Here is a 17,687-nt window from a genome sequence, read left to right as displayed (position 1 = left end):
GCATGGAAACCAAGAGTGGGGAGGCAAAAGTGCAGAAAGTGAAAAACTGGTCTCCCGTTTGGATCTTCCCGATTGTGACCGCGCTGATTGGCGCCTGGATCCTGTTCTATCACTATAGCCATCAGGGGCCAGAGGTGACGTTGATCACCACCAATGCGGAAGGGATTGAGGGCGGTAAAACCCGCATTAAAAGCCGTAGCGTAGACGTTGGTGTCGTAGAAAGCACTACGCTGACCGACGATCTGACCCACGTAGAAATTAAAGCGCGTCTAAACTCCGGAATGGAGAAGCTACTGCATAAAGACTCCGTTTTCTGGGTTGTTAAGCCGCAGGTCGGGCGTGAAGGCATCAGTGGCCTTGGCACCTTGCTCTCCGGAGCCTATGTGGAGCTTCAGCCGGGTAAAAAAGGGTCGGTGCTCAATCAGTATCAACTGTTGGACTCTCCGCCGCTGGCGCCGCCGGATGCGAAGGGTATCCGCGTGCTGCTCGACAGTAAAAAGGCCGGGCAGCTCAACCCCGGCGATCCAGTCTTGTTCCGCGGCTATCGCGTGGGGTCGGTGGAAACCAGTACCTTCGATCCGCAAACCCGCAGCATCAGCTATCAGCTGTTTATCAGCGCGCCAAACGATCGGCTGGTGACCAGTAACGTTCGTTTCTGGAAAGACAGCGGCGTGGCGGTGGATCTCACCTCCGCCGGGATGCGCGTTGAGATGGGGTCGCTGGCGACGCTGTTCAGCGGCGGCGTGAGCTTTGACGTACCGGAAGGCGTCGATCTGGGTCAGCCGATAGCGGAAAAGACGGCGTTTAAGCTCTACGACGATCAAAAAAGCATTCAAGATTCGCTCTATACCCAGCATATCGACTATCTGATGTTCTTTAAGGATTCTATTCGTGGTCTGCAACCCGGCGCGCCGGTCGAGTTTCGTGGGATTCGCCTCGGTACCGTCGCTAAAGTGCCTTACTTCGTGCCGGGCCTGCGTCAGTCGATAACCGATGATTACCGTATCCCGGTGTTGATCCAGATTGAGCCGGAACGTCTCGCCGCCCAGTTTGGCGATAGTCCGGACGTGCGCGGTCATCTGCCGATGCTGATTGAACGCGGGCTGCGAGCGGCGCTGAAAACCGGTAACCTGGTGACCGGTGCGCTGTACGTTGATCTGGATTTCTATCCAAAAGAGCCGGCGATCGCGAAAATGAAAGAGTTTAGCGGTATGGGGATCATCCCAACCGTCAGCGGCGGTCTGGCGCAGATCCAACAGCGTCTGATGGAGACGCTGGATAAGATCAACAATCTGCCGTTAACGCCAATGGTGCAGCAAGCGACTAATACGCTGTCTGAGAGCCAGAACACGATGCGCCGTCTGCAAACGACGCTGGATAATCTGAACAAGATTACCGCTAGTCAGTCCGCGCAGCAGCTGCCGGGCGACATGCAGAAAACGCTGCGTGAGCTGAATCGCAGCATGCAGGGCTTCCAGCCGGGCTCTGCGGCCTATAACAAGATGGTGGCCGATATGCAGCGTCTGGATCAGGTATTACGTGAACTGCAGCCGGTACTGAAGACGCTCAACGAGAAGAGCAACGCGCTGGTATTCGAAGCGAAGGATAAAAAAGATCCAGAGCCTAAGAGGGCAAAATAATGAAAAAGTGGTTAGTCCTGGCTGCGGCCTGCCTGTTGGCGGCCTGTAGCACCACGGAAAATAAAACGTACTACCAGCTGCCGATAACGACCGGAACGGTACAAAACGGTGCCAGCACCAGCCAGCGTATGCTGTGGATAGAGCAGGTCAGTATTCCTGACTTCCTTGCGGGCAGCGGGGTGGTCTACCAGACCAGTGACGTTCAGTACGTGATTGCCAGTAACAATCTGTGGGCCAGCCCGTTGGACCAGCAGCTGCGGACGTCATTGGTTTCTAACCTGAGCAACCAGCTGCCGGGTTGGGTCGTGTCATCGCAACCGTTGGGCAGCGACCAGGATACGCTGAACGTGTCGGTAAGTGGATTCCACGGCCGCTATGATGGCAAAGTGGTGGTAAGCGGCGAATGGCTGCTCAATCATCAGGGGCAGTTGACCAAGCGTCCATTCCACATCGAACTGGCGCAGCAGCAGGATGGTTATGATGCGATGGTGAAAACCCTGGCCCAGGCCTGGAGCCAGGAAGCCGCCTCGATTGCGCGAACCATCAATCGTTAACGATAAGTAGAATTAATTGTTCTAAGGGCCGCTGTCGGTGCAAAACCGGCGGCGGTTTTTTTATGTCTGAGGTCAGCGCCTTACCTGTGCCGTCTCACATTTTTTGTACAAATGTTCTTCTGATTAGCTCACAAATATGACATTGGTATGAATTCTACGCATTGACGGGGCCATTTTTTAGCGGTATTCGTATTACGTGGCCTGCATATTTTGTAGCCACTGTTTTCTTTTCCACCAGACCAAGATATGAGGGAAACGAGGCATGAAGAGACAAAAACGAGATCGCCTGGAGCGGGCACATCAGCGTGGATATCAGGCCGGAATTACCGGGCGTCCGAAAGAAATGTGTCCTTACCAGGCTATAAACCAAAGGTCTTACTGGCTGGGAGGCTGGCGAGAAGCCATGGAGGACAGGGCAGTTATTGCCTGACACTGTCTCTTTAAAAAGAAACCTCCGCATTGCGGAGGTTTCGCCTTTAGATTCATTACACCGATTTATCGCCAGCGGATTGCGGCGTTAAATGGGATCAGAATGCAGAAGTGTCCTGGAACAGGCCAACTTTGAGGTCGGTCGCGGAGTAGATCAGGCGACCATCAACCAGCACTTCGCCATCCGCCAGACCCATAATCAGACGACGGTTCACGACGCGCTTGAAGTGAATACGGTAGGTGACTTTTTTCGCGGTCGGCAGAACCTGACCGGTGAATTTTACTTCGCCTACGCCGAGCGCACGGCCTTTGCCTTCGCCGCCCAGCCAGCCGAGGTAGAAGCCGACTAACTGCCACATTGCATCCAGACCCAGGCAACCAGGCATTACCGGATCGCCGATAAAGTGGCAACCGAAGAACCACAGGTCCGGGTTGATATCCAGCTCGGCTTCAACGTAACCTTTGTCAAAATTGCCGCCGGTTTCGGTCATTTTCACGACACGATCCATCATCAGCATGCTAGGGGCCGGTAACTGCGGGCCTTTCGCGCCAAACAGTTCACCGCGACCAGAGGCAAGAAGGTCTTCTTTTGTATAAGATTCGCGTTTATCTACCATGTTTTCAGTAAGCCTTATTTTAAGTTCGGGACGCAGGATAGCTAACACGTGTACGCTGAACAAGTCCGATCAGTTGGAATTCGACCGGTTTAGCCAACGTAACGGCCACGGATAGCGGTAGCGAGGCTCCTGCTGCGTGGCTTGTGCGATGCGTTCCTGAATAGTTTGCAACAGCGTCTGACCTTCGCCGTCCCAGTTGAGCTGCGTCAGAAGCGGCAGCGCATCGGTGACGTCATCAATCGCCCAGATGGAGAACTCTCCGGCTTCGACGGCTTCCTGCACCTCGGTGGCAAGGCTCAGATGGCGTACGTTGGCAGAAGGGATAATCACTCCCTGTTTGCCGGTCAGACCACGCTGGGCGCAGATAGCGAAGAAACCTTCAATTTTTTCGTTCAGCCCGCCAACCGGCTGAGCGCGACCAAATTGGTCAACGGAGCCGGTCATGGCAATGCTCTGATTGATTGGCACGTTAGCCAATGCGCTAATCAGCGCGCACAGCTCGGCCATTGAGGCGCTATCGCCATCGACTTCGCTGTAAGACTGCTCAAAAGTGAGTGAGGCGGAGAAGGGGATCTGCTGATCCAGATCGAGCTCGGCCATCAGGAACGCCTGCATCAGCATCATGCCCTTGGCGTGAATATTACCGCCAAGTTCGGCCTTACGTTCAACGTCGGTGAATTCGCCATCGCCAATGTGTACGACGCAGCTAATGCGTGACGGTTCGCCAAACGGACGCGGGTGACCCGGGAAATCGATCACCGACAGGGCATTAATCTGGCCAATGCATTCGCCGTCAGTTTCAATCAGGATTTGTTCAAGCAGGATTTCATCCTGCATACGCTCGGCGAGGAAACCTTCACGCCACTGGCGTTGGGTGAGCATGGTTTTCAGCTGCTCGGCGTTGATAACGGCGTCAGGAGTAAACGGTGCGGCTTCACGCAGCTGGCGACCGATCCACAGCGGGCAGAGCGGCATGATCTCCTGGTCGCCGGTATAACGCGCGCCTTCCTGCATCAGCAACGGCCAGGCATCGGCGGTGAGGCCCGGCAGGGACTTCTCACGTGCCACCTGCCACACCCACTGACACCACTGACGAAGCGTCTCTTCATCGGCAAGCTGCAGGCTGTCTTCAAACTCGCTGTATAACGAGGATTCGGTCAGCTCGGGTTCCATCTCCTGGAAATCGGCCAGCGATTCTCGCTCGCCCACCAGGATGACCTTCAGGTTGATCGGCATGGAAGGAATGCTGACCGGCAGCGGACGGGCGTCATCGAAGGTCAGCCAGTCAAAACGCTGCTGAAGGACCTGATTCTTTAAACGCATCCACAGCAGTGGCTGCGACATCAGCGTGCGCAACGGCAGCACGAGGATGCCGCCGTTTGCCTGATGCACCAGGCCGGGCTGTAAACTGATTTCGCCGTTAAACTGGCGCACGCAGCCAAAAAGCTGTTCGGCTTCAACCCAGTCGGCGAAGATAACAGGCCCCTGGCTGGCAAAAGCGTCGTCGGCGCTGCACGCTGGCGTCATCGTGATCTTGCCACCGGTAACCTGATAATCGACGCCCGTCAGGGTCGATTCATCGCTATCGCGCAGAGAGCGTGTCGTTTGCGTCAGCAGGTGCAGATACTCTTTTTCTTCTGGCGCTTTGACCAGCAAGAAAGGGGAGACGCCCTGAGGGTGCAGAAACTGCTCAAGCGCGTAATGTAAACGAGCCTGCAGCTCGCTGAATAAAGAGTCGTGTTCTGAGGCTAAATCAGGCTGGGCAAATAGCGCCTGGAATGCTTCAGTCGCGGGGGCGAGAAAGCGCCGGGAAAGAGTATTTATAGTCAATGTCGCTATTTTTAGTCAGATGTAAAGTGCGTGATTATACCTGATGCCGCAGGGAAGCTCACGGAGAATACAGAAGTATCTTCTGCGGTGGCTTTTATCCCTATCACAGTTGCAGATTTCTTCTCAGCACATTGAGAAAAAACTGTTATCCTGAAAAGAGTTACACGGTCACACTGAGATCGCCATGAAATATCAACAACTGGAAAATCTTGAAAGCGGCTGGAAGTGGAAATACCTGGTGAAAAAACACCGGGAAGGCGAGCCTATCACCCGCTATATTGAAGCCAGCGCCGCGCAAGAGGCCGTCGATGTTTTGCTGACGCTGGAACATGAACCGGTTCAGGTTAATGACTGGATTGCCCAGCATATTAATCCGCAGCTGGTGAACCGTATGAAGCAGACGATACGTGCGCGCCGCAAACGCCATTTTAACGCCGAGCATCAGCACACGCGTAAGAAATCCATCGACCTGGAATTTGCGGTCTGGCAGCGGCTGGCAGGGCTGGCACAGCGTCGTGGTAAGACGCTCTCAGAGACGATCGTCCAACTAATTGAAGATGCAGAAAATAAAGAGAAGTACGCGAGTAAGATGTCCAGCCTGAAGCAGGACCTTGAGGCCATGCTAGGGAAAGAAAAATAGATTTAGCAGCGCTGAGGCTTGCTTCTGACGGCAGAAAAAGGCCAAAAAAAACCCCGCATTGCGGGGTTTTTTCATGAGACGAGAACTTAAGCCGCTGGCTGAGTTACAACGTCTTTAACGCCTTTAACTTCGATCTCTACGCGACGATCCGGTGCCAGGCAGTCGATCAGTGCAGCGCGAGCTTTCACGTTGTCACAGGTGTTGCCGGTAACCGGGTTGGATTCGCCCATGCCACGTGCAGAGATTTTGTCAGACGGGATACCTTTAGAGATCAGGTAATCAACAACGGACTGAGCACGTTTTTCGGACAGACCCTGGTTGTAAGCGTCAGAACCGATGCGGTCAGTGAAGCCCAGAACAACAACGGAACCGTCTTTCGGATCCAGGTTGCTCAGCTGGGAGTACATCTGATCCAGAGCCTGTTTACCTTCCGGTTTCAGGGTTGCTTTGTTGAAGTTGAACAGAACGTCAGACTTCAGAGTGAAGTGTTTGGTCTGTACTTCTGGAGCCGGAGCCGGAGCCGGTGCAACTACCGGAGCAGCAGCATCCTGCTGGCCGAAGCGGTAGGAAACGCCTACGCTCAGCATGCCGTTATCAGGACGTACGCCTACGCTGTTTGCGTCGCCGATGTTGTTAACCCACTGGTATTCCAGACGGGTAGCGATGTCACGAGTTACAGCCCACTCAACGCCGCCAGCGAATACTGGGGAAACGCCGGTGTCGTGATGATCGCCAGCTTTGTTGTTGCTGGAATCTGCACGCCATACCATACCACCCAGACGAGTGTAGATGTCCAGATCGTCAGTAACTGGGTAGCCCAGTTTAGCAGTCAGCTGAACGCCTTGAGCTTTCAGAGCGCCATTGGTCTGGCTGCCGGTGTATTCCATACGGCCCAGCCAATCGTAACCCATTTCGAAACCAACGTACGGGTTAACCTGGTAACCACCGAACGCGCCTGCGCCCAGCTGGCTGTTGTGGGTAGAACCGTTGTTGTTCAGGTCACTCTGGTACCAACCGGTGTCATGGTACTGGGACCAACCCAGTTTACCACCAGCATACCAGGTGTTGTCTTGCGGAGCGGCCTGCGCTACGGAAGCGAAGCCTGCCAGTGCCACTGCAATCGCGATAGCTGTCTTTTTCATTTTTTGCGCCTCGTTATCATCCAAAATTTGCCATGAAGTTCTAAATAGACTCACGGTTAAATCCTTCCACCGGGGGCGGGGCTTAGTTAAATACTTAGCAGAACTCTGCGGTGTTAAGCTGAGCACCCCTGGCGATGTAAAGTCTACAACGTCGTTGGAAACTTACAAGTGTGAACTCCGTCAGGCTTATGAAAAAAAAAGACTTGTATACGCAATATTTAACAAATGTGTCGAAAAAATAATCGACATAAAATTCGGGAAACCGCACCAGACCAGCATTCTGCCTGTAATCATTCAGAAAAACGGACAGATAAAAAAAATGCAAAAAAAATCCCAGGAAAATTCTTAATTTCGCTTAATGGTACAAATTTGAGTGAATTTTTAGCCCATTAAATTGTCCTGTTGGATGTAATGCGGTCTGAACTGGTCGCATAATGAACACCATTGCGTTACCTTCCTCCGCAGCGCTTTGTAAACGAGCATGTTCTTCTACGGAAAGTTCTTCGCTCAGCCAGCCGATAACGACACTATAATTACCGGTACGTGATGCGCGAACCATTGAGTCGAGCATATCGCACGGCGACATCTGACGAAGCTGCATGACTTTTGTTAGCGGCAGGCCGGAAGCCTGCACCCACTGGCGGCTTAACTTCTGCTGCGGCGTGAGCCACAGCTGCCAGCGTGATTGCTGGCCTAACTGCTGTAACAATGGCAGCAGCAACAGTTGCGCCATCATCGGTTGATCTTCACGATAGAGCACTTCACTAATTAAGGCGGCAGGGGTGCTGTTTACCGGAGTAAAAGCATGAGAAGCCGTTGTGGCGGCTGTGACAGAAGAACGATTTACGACACCAGAAGTATACATAGCTAATCCAACCTTGTGGGTTACTGTATGAATATACAGTACTACCCCAAAGTCTAAAGATCAACCTCATTTTCTGAAAGCATCTCGCAAAATTGCACAAGAAACACCCATGATGACAAATTCATCTTGCCGTCCCGGTAGAACTTCCCTATGTTGCTTGTTATATGAACAATTAATAAAATTAATGTATTCATGTCCATGATTATTAAGGATTAATCATGAAGATTATCTCTTATAAACGGATTTACCAATCTCAGGAATATTTCTCAGGATTGGGGAAGGTGAAGTCTCGGGCGCTGTTTGGTGGCTATAGTCTGGCCGTTGACAATACCGTCTTTGCTATGGTCGCAGAAGGTGAACTGTATCTGAGAGCGTGCGAAAAAAATGCCACGTATCAGGCCCAACACTCACCGCCACTGCTCACGGTACGCAAACGAGGGCATGCGCAGCAGCTTAACTATTTTCGCGTCGATGAACGGTTGTGGTCGAACAAATCTGAGCTGGTTTTGCTTGGTCAGTTCGCCCTTGAAGATGCGCAAAGTGAAAAGCGCCGACGAAGGCATTTACGGCTAAAAGATCTTCCCAATCTCTCTTTTCATATGGAACTGCTGCTGCATGAAGCGGGTATTAAAGATGTTCGTACGCTGCGAAATATGGGCTCGAAAACCGCGTGGATGCGGCTTCGACAGTTGCGTAAACAGCTGAGCGTGAATGTACTGTATTCGCTGGAGGGGGCTATCACCGGCGTCCATGCCGCGGCGCTCCCCGCGAAAACGCGCCAGGAGCTGGAAACCTGGGTGCAAAATTACACCCAGAAAAGGTGATTAGAGCATGACCTGCTTTTGCAGGCGGCAGATTTCAGGCAACAGCGAAATCATCAAGCCGATTTGTTGCAGGACCAATGGCTCTTTGCTGTCCGGGCGAGGATCGAGGTGATGGATCCTCGCCGCGAGCTCACGTAACGCCAGCTGAACCCGTTCTTCATCGGCGGGCAAATGGTGCAATGCGTCATCAACGTAGCAGACGGCATCGTCCAGAAGCGCCAGAATTTCTGCTGTCGTCAGCTTTTCACGATGGGCGCCGAGCGCCGAGATATAGCTGGTTAGCGTGTGGTTCAGGCACAGCAAGCGAAACGCGGTTTCCCGCATCTCTGCGGTGACCTTCGGTTCGGTAGACATATTCGAAACCACCGAAGCCAGTTCTGCATCCCGATTATGCGCATCGCGGCGGGCGATACGGTAGGCCAGGCGATTATCGCGGCCCTGATGATACTGCTCGAGAATCGCATCCAGATAGCGGCAGTTGGCGTCCACTGCGCGCTCCAGGACGCGCGGCAGGTTACGGAATTTCCAGTCTGGCCAGATAAAGCTCACCGCCAGCCAGGCAATACCACAGCCAATCAGCGTATCCACTACGCGCGGAAGCGCCACTTCGAATCCCTCACCAAGCAGGTTAAAGCACAGCAGGACGAGCAGGGTAATAAACATGGTGGCGTGAGCGTACTGGACGTTGCGAAACGCGAAGAACAGTACGCCGGTGACCACAATCAGTATCAGTTGACCTTCCAGCGATGGCACTAGCCAGAGAATCGGCAAGCCCAACGCCACGCCGACCAGCGTGCCAATAATACGCAGCGCCAGGCGATGGCGTGTAGCGTTGTAGTTTGGCTGACAGACAAACAGGCTGGTGAGCAAAATCCAGTAGCCGTGCTGTAACCCGGTAAACTGAATAAAGGCGTAACCAACGCACAGCACCACCGACATACGCACCGCGTGGCGGAACAGCGCTGACTCCGGCGACATGTTACGACTCAGGCGTGAAAGCATATCGTCAAAACCGTGCAGACTGTCATCAGCCAGAACATTCTCCGTTTCGCTGTTCGTTTGCGACGGCGTCTGTTCAGATTCAATGGTGGCCAGCTGTGCATCAATCGCCCGCAGGTTATTGAGCAAAAAACCCAGCGCTTTCATCTGCTCCGGTGCGGTACCGCTAGCGCGAACGCGATCCAGCGCGGCGTCGAGATGGGTAAAAGCGCGTTCAAAGCGGGCGTCATGCTGATACGGCGTCCGCAACAAAATAGCCTTAGCCAGATCCTGGCAGGCGATTGACTGCATGGAGAGCAGGCGCTGGAAGCGAAACATCACGTCGCTGTAGCGGAACTGGTCGCGTAACGCCTGATACTGTATATGCGATGAACTGGCCCGTTCGTGGATATCCTGAGCGACAAAATAATAATGCAGCGTACGGCGGGTGCTTCGCTGGCCGCGATCGCCGCGCAGACGCGTTAATAAAGACGCTTTCGTCTGGTTGAGTGTCGCCACCAGTTGGCCGTTTGCCAGCGCTAGCTCATACAGCGGCGCCTGATTATCATCGTCAAGATCCGGATCAAACAGGCGCGATTTCAGCTCCAGAAAGCGGGCAAGCTGTTCGTAGCTGCGGGCGAGGTTATCCTGTAACGGGCGGATGGGAAATATCAGGTGCCCGGTTAGCGTCAGGACGTTATACCACACGGCACCGGCAATCAGCAGCAGTGGCTGCTGATACCAGTGAGCGTAGAGCGATACGCCGAGCATCGTGTAAATGGCAATCAGCAGCGCGCCAAAGGCGATGGTGGCGTAGCGTTGCCCCAAGCCGCCCAGCAAAATAAACCCGATGGTCGAAACGGTGAGCCCCAACGCAAACAGCCACGGCCAGGGAAACAGCACTTCAACCGATGCTGAGGCGATAAAAAAGCAGATCAGGGTGATAACCAGGTTACGCAGCCGACCGGTCAGGCGATCGTCGAGATCCGTTAGCGCGGCAGCGACGACCCCCAGGGTGAGCGGGATGGTTAGCTTTGCATCGCCCAGCCACCAGGGCAGGGCGGTGGTGCCGATGAGGGCAATAAATATTCTGGCGTTGTACAGCCAGGTACTGTTCCATGTATAGCGGCGAAGCAGCGGGCTTAGCATAGCGGTTAAGGATCCTGATTACTGAAAACGGCGGCGGGCATTCGCTTCACGCGCCGCGCGCGCCACTTCTACGGGCACAACCCGACGTCCCACCGGCCACAGGGCAATAGCGGCTATTTTAAAGTTCGCAATCCCGACCGGGATGCCGATAATGCTGATGCATTGGGCGATGCCCGCCATAATGTGCGTCAGGCACAGCCACCAGCCGAATAGCACAAGCCACAGAATATTGAGCAGAGTGCCGCCCGCATTCATTACGCTACTTTTGGCCCCCGGTTCCAGTTCATCGACGTGCACCGCTTCGTTGCCGTACGGTACCAGCGACAGCTTCGTGATCTCCCAGCATGAGCGAGTCAGCGGCAGCGTAATGATCAGGACAATGCTGACGAGTGTTGCCAGCAGCCAGCCGAGCGTTGTCAGAAAACCACCTAATACAAAATTCAAAATATTCAGAACAGTACGCATAAATCCTCAGTGCAGCGCTGTGAATAATAAGACCTGTTGATTGTAACGTTTTTTTAGGCTGGAGCACCTATTCTCTGGCGGTTACACTGTGAGATATCGAAAAAGTCAGGATTCGGCACGACATGGAATTAAAAGCAACGACGCTGGGTAAGCGCATGGCGCAGCATCCTTATGACCGGGTTGAGATCCTCAACGCGGGCGTTCGGGTGTCCGGCCCGCAGCATGAATATCTCATCCCTTTTAATCAGCTACTGGCGATTAACTGCAAGCGCGGTCTGGTGTGGGGAGAGCTGGAGTTCGTGCTGCCAGAGGATAAAGTTGTGCGCCTGCACGGGACAGAATGGGGCGAGACGCAGCGTTTCCACCGTCATCTGCTGGGATTGTGGCAGCAGTGGAGCGCGGAGATGAGCGACATCGCCGCCGGGCTGCTGGACGCGCAGCTGGCGATTATTGCCGGTAGCCGCGAAGAAAACCGTTGGTTGACCCGCCAGCAGGCGCAGGGGATTCGCCTGCGGATCGTTAAAGCGCTGGAGGGGTTGCCGCTACCGACCCATCGGCTGGAAGAGTTTGATAACTGTCGTGAGAGTTGGCGGCAGTGCCAGGCATGGCTGGCAGATAAAGAGAGCGGGCGTGCGCAACACAACCAGCGCTATACCGACGCAATGCTGGAACAGTACAGCGACTTTTTTGCGGGTATCGAATCGTCGCCATTGAATCCGTCACAGGCGCGCGCGGTGGTCAACGGCGAGCGTTCGTTGCTGGTGCTGGCCGGGGCCGGTAGCGGTAAAACGTCGGTGCTGGTGGCGCGTGCGGGCTGGCTGCTTGAGCGCGGCGAAGCCTCGGCGGAACAGATTTTGCTGTTGGCTTTTGGCCGTAAGGCGGCTGAAGAGATGGACGAGCGCCTGCAAACGCGCCTGCATACCGATGCCATTACCGCGCGTACCTTCCATGCGCTGGCGCTGTCAATCATTCAGCAGGGCAGTAAAAAAGTGCCGGTCGTCAGCAAGTTGGAGAACGATGCCGCCGCTCGCGCTAAATTGTTTATCGCGTGTTGGCAGCAACAGTGTCGGGAGAAAAAGGCGCAGGCCAAAGGTTGGCGACTGTGGCTGCAGGAAGAGCTGGGCTGGGATGTAGAGGAAGACAGCTTCTGGGAAGATGAAAAAATCGTCAAGCGAATAGGTAGCCGCCTTGACCGCTGGGTCAGCCTGATGCGCATGCACGGCGGTTCGCAGGCCGAGATGATTGCCGGTGCGCCGGAAGATATTCGGGATCTGTTCGGCAAGCGGGTTAAGCTGATGGCCCCGTTGTTGAAAGCGTGGAAAGCCGCGCTGAAAGCCGAAAACGCCGTCGATTTCTCCGGGCTGATTCACCAGGCGATTATCATCCTCGACAAGGGGCGCTTCGTCAGCCCGTGGAAGCATATTCTGGTCGACGAATTTCAGGACATCTCCCCGCAGCGTGCGGCGCTGCTGGCGGCGCTACGTAAGCAAAACTCGCAGACTTCGCTTTATGCCGTTGGCGATGACTGGCAGGCGATTTACCGCTTTAGCGGCGCACAGCTGTCGTTGACCACCGCCTTCAACCACTATTTTGGTGAAGGGGATAACTGTGCGCTGGATACCACCTATCGCTTCAACAACCGCATCGGTGAAATTGCTAACCGGTTCATTCAGCAAAACCCGCACCAGCTGAATAAACCGCTGAACAGTCTGACCACGGGCGACAAAAATGCCGTCACCCTGCTCGAGGACGATAAGCTTGATGCACTGTTTGATAAGCTCAGCGGCTACGTGACGCCGGACCAGCGTATTCTGGTGCTGGCCCGTTACCACCACCTCAAGCCAGCGGCGCTGGAGAAAGCGGCCACGCGCTGGCCGAAGCTGAATATTGATTTTATGACCGTGCACGCCAGTAAGGGCCAACAGGCGGATTATGTGATTGTTCTCGGGCTGCAGGAAGGTTTTGACGGTTTTCCGGCGCCTGCTCGCGAGTCGATTATGGAACAAGCGTTGCTGCCCGCGCCGGAGGATTTCCCCGATGCCGAAGAGCGGCGTTTATTGTACGTGGCGATGACCCGCGCGCGTCTGCGCGTCTGGCTGCTGTTCAATAAGGCGCAGCCGTCGCCGTTCGTGGAGGTGTTAAAGCAGCTGTCGGTGCCGGTGGCGAGAAAGCCGTAATCGAAGAATGGAGCCGACACCGCGTCGGCTCCGGGAGCGTGAGGAATTATTTCAGGCGTTCTGCCAGATAGCGCTGATAGTCAGGGATCAGAATATCCACAGGTTCGCTGAAGTTAGGCGACTGAATAATGAAGTCGGCGGTGGCGGCGTTGGTGGCTACCGGAATATTCCAGACGGTTGCCAGGCGCAGCAGAGCCTTCACATCCGGGTCATGGGGCACGGCGTTGAGCGGATCCCAGAAGAAGATCAGCACGTCGATTTTCCCTTCCGAAATCAGCGCGCCAACCTGCTGGTCGCCGCCCATCGGGCCGCTGAGCATCGCCTGGACTTCCAGGCCTGTTGCCCGCTGCACCAGGTTACCGGTGGTGCCGGTCGCTGACAGCGTGTGGTTTGCCAGGCAGGCCTGGTGACGCTGTACCCATTTCATCAGCATATCTTTGCAGTGGTCGTGCGCGACCAGCGCGATGTGTTTACGCGCCGGTAAGGTGCGTGTTGTCAGTTCCATGTGTCTTTCCCTGAGTGTTGAATCCAGACAGATTACTGCATGCGAATCAAGCTGCAAGCCCTGATTGGCAAAAATTTGACGCCTGACATCAGCGGACTAGCGTACACTTAAGTGATTGGCCAGGAGGATAATGATGACTGAAAACGAGATTGCCAGCATTTTGACGACCACGCGAACCATCGCGCTGGTGGGCGCCAGCGACAAGCCGGACCGTCCAAGCTACCGGGTGATGAAATACCTGTTGGATCAGGGCTACCACGTGATTCCTGTTTCGCCGAAGGTTGGCGGCAAAACGCTGCTCGGGCAGCAAGGCTACGCCACCCTTGCCGAAGTGCCGGAGAAGGTCGACATGGTTGACGTGTTCCGTAATTCGGAAGCCGCGTGGGGCGTGGCGCAGGAGGCGATAGCTATCGGGGCGAAGACGCTGTGGCTGCAGCTCGGCGTGATTAACGAACAGGCTGCCGTGCTGGCGCGCAATGCGGGGATGCAGGTAGTGATGGATCGGTGCCCGGCGATTGAGATCCCTCGTCTGGGCCTCGCGAAATAAATGCGCGTTGTTGAGAATACAAAAAAACCCGCATAGCGGGTTTTTTATTAACGCGGCAATCAGTTACGCAGCCGCGGTGCCTGTAGCTGACGGCGGATGGTACGCGCCAGTTCATCCATCGTCGGTTGTTCTGGATGATCCTCGCTCGGCTCACTGCTCAACTGGGCTTCGGCCAGATAGGTATGCACCGGCTGGCCTTCGTCATCTTCCATCACCACGTGATACCAGGGCAACGCACGCAGTTCGTCGTTAGCCGCCAGATCGTCGGGATCAGGATCGTCAAGCGAGTAAACCGGGTCGATATCTACCACCACGCCCAGATAGCCCAGCAGGGAGTGACGCACCTGCTGGCCAATACCGAATTTGCTGGTAATCATCATACTCACCTCCCGGGAAATGGCTTTTCTCTACTTCTACATATATAGACACCATTTCGCTTTTCAAGTTACATGACGCGGCAGGCAAATCCTTTCAAGTACAGTCCTTCCGGGTACGTCGCAATCACCGGGTGATCGGCTGCCTGACGGAACTGCTCTATAAATTGTACATCACGACCGGCATCTACAGCGGCATCGGCAATGATTTTCTGGAATAAATCTGAGGTCATCAGGCCTGAACAGGAGAAAGTCAGCAGCACGCCGCCCGGATTCAGTAACTGAATAGCCAGCATGTTGATGTCTTTATAGCCGCGGCAGGCGCCCATCAGCTGACTTTTGTTTTCGACGAATTTTGGCGGGTCCATTACGATAACATCGAATTTCTCGCCCCGATCGCGATATTTACGCAGCAGTTTAAACACGTCGTCGCGCACGAACTCGGCTTTGCTCAGATCGAGTTTGTTTAGCTCAACGTTCTGGCGCGCTACATCCAGCGCTTCCTGAGAGGTATCGACGCTGGTGACCTGGCGGCAGCCGCCCATCAATGCCGAAACGGCAAAACCGCCGGTATAGGAGAAGCAGTTCAGGACGCGCTTGTCTTCCACATAACGACGGGTAGCCAGACGGCTATCGCGCTGGTCAAGGTAGTAGCCGGTTTTGTGACCACCCTGAATATCGACCAACAGCTTCATGCCGTGTTCTTCAATTGGCAGCAGAGCAGGCGGCAGTTCGCCGGTCACCGGGCCCTGAGTCAGCTCCATACCTTCTTTTTTACGTACTGCGACATCGCTACGATCGTAGATGGCGCATTCCGGATAGAGCGTTTGCAGGGCGCTAATCAGCGCGGCGCGCTGGTATTCGGCACCGGCGCTCAGCAGCTGCAGCACCAGGAAGTTGCCAAAACGGTCGATGGTAACACCCGGTAGGCCGTCAGATTCACCGGCAATCAGACGGTAGCTATCCAGACCGTCTTTTTTCGCCAGCCAGTCGCGCCAGCTTTGCGCCTGCTGAAGACGACGGATGAAGAAATCGATATCAATGCTTTCATTAGCGTCAAACGTCCAGACGCGAGCGCGGATCTGCGAAGCGGGAGAATACGCGCCGCGGGCTAACCATTTACCCTGATGATCGACAATATCAATGGTCTCACCGAGGTTGGCTTTGCCTTCCATGCGGGCTACCGCACCGGAAAAGACCCAGGGATGACGGCGCAACAATGATTTTTCGCGCCCTTTGGCTAACACTAAACGTACACTCATAGTTAATTTTCTGGCTGTTTGATGGAATCAGGCTGCATTTTCCCGACTTCCCCGCACAAATGCAACGCGTGACGGCAGAATGTGGGGGGAATTGGCGCTAAAGTTGGGATAAAAACGGGAGGAAATAAGATGGATAAATGCGTGATTTGTTGGGTCTACGGTAAAGTGCAGGGCGTGGGCTTCCGCTTCTTTACCCAGCAGGAGGCGCTGCGCCTTGGCCTGCGCGGCTATGCGCTGAACCTTGATGACGGTAGCGTCGAGGTGGTTGCCTGCGGCAAGGATGAACAGGTTGAGAAGCTGCTGACGTGGCTAAAAGCGGGCGGGCCACGCAGCGCGCGGGTTGATAAAGTTCTGGCCGAACCTCATCAACCCGAAAAGGCGTGGAGCAATTTTAGCATTCGCTATTAAATACACTTCACCGGCTTTGGCAGGCCAGCGATTTTTGTCGCCTGTTTAGCCGGCCCTTTTGGGAACAGACGGTAAAGATAGCGGCTGTTGCCTTTTTCTTCGCCAAAGGTGTTAGCCATGGCTTTCACCAGCATGCGGATAGCCGGCGAAGTGTTGAATTCGAGGTAAAACTCACGCACGAAGCGCACCACTTCCCAATGTTCAGGGCTGAGCGCAATGCCTTCGTTCGCGGCGATCGCCTCGGCTAACCCTTCGCTCCACAGCGTAGTGTCTTTCAGATAGCCTTCGCTATCGGTCTCAATTTCGGTGTTCTGGTAGATAAGCATAATATTTCACACAGCAAACAGATGGCGGGAAGTGTAGCAAATAAAAAGGCCCCGCATAAGCGAGGCCCTGATGTTGATGAGCAGGTAGGTTAGTCGCGGCTAGCGAAACCGAGGATGCTCAGCAGGCTGACAAAGATGTTGTACAGCGAGACGTACAGGCTAACGGTCGCGCGGATATAGTTGGTTTCCCCGCCGCGGATGATATTGCTGGTCTCAAACAGGATGGCACCGGAAGAGATCAGGATAAACACCGCGCTAATCGCCAGGTGCAGCGCCGGCAGCTGCAGGAAGATGTTCGCCACCATGCCAATCAGCACCACGACGATACCGGCCATCAGCATCCCGCCGAGGAAGGACATATCTTTACGGGTGGTCAGCACATAAGCCGAGCAGCTGAAGAACACCAGCGCGGTGCCGCCCAGCGCCATACCGATCACATCGCCCATACCCGCGGACAGGTAGGCGTTGAGAATCGGCCCGAGGATATAGCCAAGGAAGCCGGTAAAGGCGAAGGCAGACAGAATACCGACCGGTTTATCCGCCGTTTTATAGGTCAGGAACATCAGGCCGTACATGCCGACCAGCGTCAGAATTAAGCCCGGAGACGGCAGCCCCAGCACGGTGCTGGCGGTGGCGGTAATAGCGGAAAACGCCAGCGTCAGGCTCAGCAGGAAATAGGTGTTACGCAGGACTTTATGTGTGCTCAGCAGCGATGAGCGGTCACGCGATGAAGTAATTATGCGATCCATGAGTCACTCTCTTATGACAGATGTTATTAGTGGCACAGCATAAGAAATCTCTCTTTTATTCCCAAATCTTTTTACCCATCTTTACTCAGACTTCTGGCCCGTCACAGAAACACAATATAAAGCACGAAAGAGCGAGATCAATCTCTTATAGGTTATTGAAAGCACTTGCGTTATCAGCCATCTGTGCCAAGAGTGAACAGGGTTAA

General features: G+C 54.5%; 19 protein-coding genes. 8 read left to right on the top strand and 11 right to left on the bottom strand.

What is annotated here, in order from left to right; genetic code table 11:
* Positions 1 to 2: 2 nt before the first annotated feature.
* From pqiB to rmf, 3 genes are all read left to right on the top strand, one after another.
* Complete coding sequence (gene pqiB, locus ABTW00_RS15095; RefSeq protein ID WP_064548850.1) at positions 3 to 1,640, top strand: intermembrane transport protein PqiB; 1,638 nt, start codon at positions 3 to 5, stop codon at positions 1,638 to 1,640.
* Positions 1,640 to 2,194 (top strand): membrane integrity-associated transporter subunit PqiC, encoded by a 555-nt coding sequence (gene pqiC / locus ABTW00_RS15090; RefSeq protein WP_064548852.1) that lies wholly within the window; start codon positions 1,640 to 1,642, stop codon positions 2,192 to 2,194. The genes pqiB and pqiC overlap by 1 nt, the downstream gene beginning before the upstream one ends.
* 262 nt (positions 2,195 to 2,456) lie before the next feature.
* Positions 2,457 to 2,624, top strand: a complete 168-nt coding sequence (rmf, locus tag ABTW00_RS15085) for a ribosome modulation factor (protein ID WP_074398843.1) — start codon at positions 2,457 to 2,459, stop codon at positions 2,622 to 2,624.
* Between the two features lie 97 nt (positions 2,625 to 2,721).
* Here rmf and fabA read toward each other — a convergent pair whose 3' ends face one another.
* Both fabA and ABTW00_RS15075 read right to left on the bottom strand, forming a co-directional pair.
* Entirely contained in the window at positions 2,722 to 3,240 is a 519-nt protein-coding gene (gene fabA / locus ABTW00_RS15080; protein ID WP_064548854.1) for a 3-hydroxyacyl-[acyl-carrier-protein] dehydratase FabA, read from the bottom strand.
* A 69-nt stretch (positions 3,241 to 3,309) separates the two neighbouring features.
* Positions 3,310 to 5,070, bottom strand: a complete 1,761-nt coding sequence (locus tag ABTW00_RS15075) for an AAA family ATPase (RefSeq protein WP_433636216.1) — start codon at positions 5,068 to 5,070, stop codon at positions 3,310 to 3,312.
* A gap of 184 nt (positions 5,071 to 5,254) precedes the next feature.
* Between ABTW00_RS15075 and matP the strand changes: the two genes are divergently transcribed.
* Positions 5,255 to 5,710: a macrodomain Ter protein MatP gene (gene matP / locus ABTW00_RS15070; RefSeq protein WP_064548858.1), complete on the top strand. Its 456-nt coding sequence runs from the start codon at positions 5,255 to 5,257 to the stop codon at positions 5,708 to 5,710.
* Between the two features lie 86 nt (positions 5,711 to 5,796).
* Here matP and ompA read toward each other — a convergent pair whose 3' ends face one another.
* Positions 5,797 to 6,852: a porin OmpA gene (gene ompA, locus ABTW00_RS15065; protein WP_157093587.1), complete on the bottom strand. Its 1,056-nt coding sequence runs from the start codon at positions 6,850 to 6,852 to the stop codon at positions 5,797 to 5,799.
* A 355-nt stretch (positions 6,853 to 7,207) separates the two neighbouring features.
* Entirely contained in the window at positions 7,208 to 7,717 is a 510-nt protein-coding gene (gene sulA / locus ABTW00_RS15060; protein ID WP_064548862.1) for an SOS-induced cell division inhibitor SulA, read from the bottom strand.
* 218 nt (positions 7,718 to 7,935) lie between these two features.
* Here sulA and ABTW00_RS15055 point away from each other — a divergent pair, with 218 nt between their 5' ends.
* Positions 7,936 to 8,541: a TfoX/Sxy family DNA transformation protein gene (locus ABTW00_RS15055; RefSeq protein WP_064548864.1), complete on the top strand. Its 606-nt coding sequence runs from the start codon at positions 7,936 to 7,938 to the stop codon at positions 8,539 to 8,541.
* Here the strand turns inward: ABTW00_RS15055 and yccS are convergent, their stop codons facing one another.
* A complete protein-coding gene (gene yccS, locus ABTW00_RS15050; protein WP_064548866.1) occupies positions 8,542 to 10,668 on the bottom strand; it encodes a YccS family putative transporter in 2,127 nt (708 codons plus the stop codon). It abuts the gene before it with no gap.
* An 18-nt stretch (positions 10,669 to 10,686) separates the two neighbouring features.
* A complete protein-coding gene (locus tag ABTW00_RS15045) occupies positions 10,687 to 11,133 on the bottom strand; it encodes a YccF domain-containing protein (RefSeq protein ID WP_064548868.1) in 447 nt (148 codons plus the stop codon).
* 122 nt (positions 11,134 to 11,255) lie between these two features.
* Here ABTW00_RS15045 and helD point away from each other — a divergent pair, with 122 nt between their 5' ends.
* Positions 11,256 to 13,310: a DNA helicase IV gene (helD, locus tag ABTW00_RS15040; RefSeq protein WP_065355704.1), complete on the top strand. Its 2,055-nt coding sequence runs from the start codon at positions 11,256 to 11,258 to the stop codon at positions 13,308 to 13,310.
* Between the two features lie 46 nt (positions 13,311 to 13,356).
* On the opposite strand, the gene mgsA is transcribed toward helD, so the two are convergent.
* The gene (mgsA, locus tag ABTW00_RS15035; RefSeq protein ID WP_064548873.1) at positions 13,357 to 13,815 is read right to left on the bottom strand and encodes a methylglyoxal synthase; all 459 of its coding nucleotides are present in this window, start codon (positions 13,813 to 13,815) and stop codon (positions 13,357 to 13,359) included.
* A gap of 133 nt (positions 13,816 to 13,948) precedes the next feature.
* Between mgsA and ABTW00_RS15030 the strand changes: the two genes are divergently transcribed.
* Positions 13,949 to 14,362: a CoA-binding protein gene (locus tag ABTW00_RS15030; RefSeq protein ID WP_064548875.1), complete on the top strand. Its 414-nt coding sequence runs from the start codon at positions 13,949 to 13,951 to the stop codon at positions 14,360 to 14,362.
* Between the two features lie 59 nt (positions 14,363 to 14,421).
* Here ABTW00_RS15030 and hspQ read toward each other — a convergent pair whose 3' ends face one another.
* Both hspQ and rlmI read right to left on the bottom strand, forming a co-directional pair.
* Positions 14,422 to 14,739 (bottom strand): heat shock protein HspQ, encoded by a 318-nt coding sequence (gene hspQ / locus ABTW00_RS15025; protein ID WP_064548889.1) that lies wholly within the window; start codon positions 14,737 to 14,739, stop codon positions 14,422 to 14,424.
* A gap of 68 nt (positions 14,740 to 14,807) precedes the next feature.
* The gene (rlmI, locus tag ABTW00_RS15020; RefSeq protein WP_065355705.1) at positions 14,808 to 15,998 is read right to left on the bottom strand and encodes a 23S rRNA (cytosine(1962)-C(5))-methyltransferase RlmI; all 1,191 of its coding nucleotides are present in this window, start codon (positions 15,996 to 15,998) and stop codon (positions 14,808 to 14,810) included.
* A 129-nt stretch (positions 15,999 to 16,127) separates the two neighbouring features.
* Between rlmI and yccX the strand changes: the two genes are divergently transcribed.
* Complete coding sequence (gene yccX / locus ABTW00_RS15015) at positions 16,128 to 16,406, top strand: acylphosphatase (RefSeq protein ID WP_064548879.1); 279 nt, start codon at positions 16,128 to 16,130, stop codon at positions 16,404 to 16,406.
* Here the strand turns inward: yccX and tusE are convergent.
* On the bottom strand, positions 16,403 to 16,732 hold the full coding sequence (gene tusE / locus ABTW00_RS15010) for a sulfurtransferase TusE (protein WP_065355707.1): 330 nt from the start codon (positions 16,730 to 16,732) through the stop codon (positions 16,403 to 16,405). The genes yccX and tusE overlap by 4 nt on opposite strands.
* Positions 16,733 to 16,821: 89 nt before the next feature.
* Positions 16,822 to 17,481, bottom strand: a complete 660-nt coding sequence (gene yccA, locus ABTW00_RS15005; protein ID WP_064548883.1) for an FtsH protease modulator YccA — start codon at positions 17,479 to 17,481, stop codon at positions 16,822 to 16,824.
* Between the last annotated feature and the right edge of the window lie 206 nt (positions 17,482 to 17,687).

Source organism: Kluyvera georgiana (genome assembly GCF_050990895.1).
Taxonomy (GTDB): Bacteria; Pseudomonadota; Gammaproteobacteria; order Enterobacterales; family Enterobacteriaceae; genus Kluyvera; species Kluyvera georgiana.
The sequence above is the reverse complement of the archived record's forward strand: the minus strand, read 5'-3'. Positions and strand labels throughout refer to the sequence as shown.